Raw genomic sequence first — 2,708 nt, 5'->3', positions numbered from 1 at the left:
GCTGCCGCTACCTGGCCGACGACCGGCAGCTCAGCTACGTCCGCGACGGCTGTCACCGGCGACACCTACATCCGCGACACCGACGGCTACTTCTGGTTCCAGGCCCGCAGCGACGACATGATCGTCTCGGCCGGCTACAACATCGCCGGCCCCGAGGTCGAACAGGCTCTGATGGGCCACCCGGACGTGGCCGACTGCGCGGTCGTCGGCGCACCCGACGGGAGCCGCGGAGCGATCGTCAAGGCGTACGTGGTGCTGCGCCCGGGCGCCGCGGCCGACCCGGCCACCGCCGCCGCGCTGCAGGACTTCGTCAAGCAGACCATCGCCCCGTACAAGTACCCGCGCGCGGTCGAGTTCGTCACCGAACTGCCGCGCAACTCCAGCGGCAAGCTGCGCCGCGCGGAGCTGCGCGACCGGGCCCGCACCGACGCCGCCCGGTGACCTGCACCGCCGTCACACCGCCCACCCCGCGCGATCCCGTCGCCGCCGTCACGGAAGGCCCAGCCATGGACGAGCTCCCACCCCCGCCGCCCGCGTCCCCGCCGCCCGCACCCTCGCAGCCCCTTGCGCCCGGCGTAAACCCGGCCGGGACGCTGCCGGGCGTGGTGATCGAGCGTCAGGTCGAGTGGTCGGACACCGACGCCGCCGGCCACCACCACTTCTCGGCGGTCCTGCGCTGGGCCGAGGCGGCGGAGGCCGCCCTGCTGCGCAGGCTCGGGCTCGGTGACCTGTTCGGCAGCATTCCGCGGGTCCACTTCGAGGCGGACTACCTGGCCCGGCTGTGGTTCGGCGACGTGGTCCGGATCGAGCTGCGGGTGGCGCGGGTCGGGGAGACCTCGCTGCACTACGTCTTCGAGGTGCACGGCCCCGCGGGCCCCGCCGCGACCGGGCGGATGTCGGTGGTCCACTCCGCGGCCACCGCCAAGGGTGCGGCGCCGTGGAGCGCGGACGCCCGTAGGCGGCTGACCGTCTGCGGGCCGCAGCAACCGGAGACGCACGGCGGCTGAACCGATTCGGCCGCCGACCGCACCCGGCCGCCGACCGCACCCGGCCACCGACCGCACGGCGGTCGACGTGCGGCCCGGCGCCACGGGCGCGGAGCGCGTATCGCGTTCTCTTGACGCTCGACAGAGGTGCGCCATAGCGTGATGACACGAACACTGGAGGACCTTCATGCGCGTAGCAGTCATCGGGGGAGGGCCCGGCGGCCTGTACTTCGCCGCCCTGGCCAAGCAGCTCTCGCCGGACTGGGAGATCACCCTCTGGGAGCGCAACGCCCGCGACGACGCATCCGGCTTCGGTGTGGTGTTCTCGGACGAGACGCTGGACGGGATCGCCCAGGGCGACCCCGAGGTGTTCGCCGCCATCTCGGCGGAGTTCGCCCGGTGGAGCGACATCGACATCCACTTCGGCGGCGAGGTCCGCACCTCCGGCGGTCACGGGTTCGCCGCCCTCGACCGCAACCGGCTGCGGGAGGTCCTGCAGAAGCGCTGCGCCGGGCTCGGGGTCGACGTCCGGTACGGCACGCCGGCGCCGCCGGTCGGGGAGCTCTCGGCCACCCACGACCTGGTGGTCGCCGCCGACGGCGTCCGCTCGGCCACCCGGGAGGCCTTCCCGGCCGGCTTCCGGCCGGAGCTGGACGAGCGGCACTGCCGCTACATGTGGCTCTCCACCGACCGGGTCTTCGAGGCCTTCACCTTCATCGTGGAGCAGCGCGACTTCGGCGTCGTCCAGGTGCACGCCTACCCGTACTCCGACCGCCGCTCCACCTTCATCGTCGAACTCGAGGAGCAGGCCTGGCGGCGGGCCGGCTTCGAGGCCCTGGCCGGGCGGGAGTTCGGGCGCGGCGAGAGCGACGAGGAGAGCGTGCGGCGGTGCGAGGAGATCCTGGCCGCCCACCTGGACGGCCACCGGCTGATCCCCAACGCCTCCCGGTGGATCCGGTTCACCACCGTCCGCAACGCCTCCTGGCGGCACGGGAACGTCGTCCTGCTCGGCGACGCCGCCCACACCGCGCACTTCTCGATCGGCTCGGGTACCAAGCTCGCCATGGAGGACGCCCTCGCCCTCGCCGCGAGCCTGCACGAACACCCCACCGTGGACGAGGCGTTGGCCGCGTACGAGTCCGAGCGCAGGCCGGTGGTGGAGTCGACCCAGCGGGCCGCGCAGGCCAGCCTGGAGTGGTTCGAGACGATCGGCCGCTACGGCGGCCAGGGGCCCGACCAGTTCGCCTTCAACCTGCTCACCCGCAGCCGCCGGGTCACCTACGGCAACCTGCGGGCCCGGGACGCCGCCTTCGTGGACGCCGTCGACGGCGCACTCGCCGCCGCCGACGCCGGTGACGGCCCGCCGGCGGGCGGCACGCCCGGCGCCGGACCGGCCGTGCCGCCGATGTTCCGGCCGCTGCGGCTCGGCGGGCTGACCCTGCGCAACCGCATCGTGGTGCCGCCCCTGGCGACCTACACCGCGGTGGACGGCGTGCCGGGGGCGTTCACACAGGCCCAGCTGACCGCGCAGGCGCTGGGCGGCGCCGGGCTGGTGTTCGCCGGGATGACGGCCGTCGCCCCCGACGGCCGGGCCACCCCCGGCTGCCCCGGCCTGTGGAACGACGCCCAGGAGGCCGCCTGGCGGACCGTTCTGGGCGAGATCCGCCGCAGCTCCGACACCCCGATCGGCATCCAGCTGACCCACGCCGGGCGCCGCGGACC

Annotated in this window: 2 protein-coding genes and 1 pseudogene; all 3 read left to right on the top strand. The window is 74.4% G+C overall.

Annotated features, from left to right (window positions below; genetic code table 11):
• Window positions 1–441 (top strand): annotated as a pseudogene (locus tag AA75_RS43030) (2-aminobenzoate-CoA ligase); the annotation flags it as partial.
• A gap of 65 nt (window positions 442–506) precedes the next feature.
• Complete coding sequence (locus tag AA75_RS43025; RefSeq protein ID WP_082527272.1) at window positions 507–1,007, top strand: thioesterase family protein; 501 nt, start codon at window positions 507–509, stop codon at window positions 1,005–1,007.
• Window positions 1,008–1,173: 166 nt separating this feature from the next.
• The coding region (locus AA75_RS43020; protein ID WP_033825999.1) for an FAD-dependent monooxygenase at window positions 1,174–2,708 on the top strand (1,535 nt) is incomplete at its 3' end.

Source organism: Kitasatospora sp. MBT63 (genome assembly GCF_000710465.2).
Lineage (GTDB): Bacteria > Actinomycetota > Actinomycetes > Streptomycetales > Streptomycetaceae > Kitasatospora.
Note: the sequence above shows the minus strand (reverse complement) of the source record. Positions and strands in the feature narration are given on the sequence as shown.

Coding starts and splice junctions, on each gene's coding strand:
- AA75_RS43025 (WP_082527272.1), top strand. CDS start 507: ATGGACGAGCTCCCACCCCCGCCGCCCGCGTCCCCGCCGCCCGCACCC.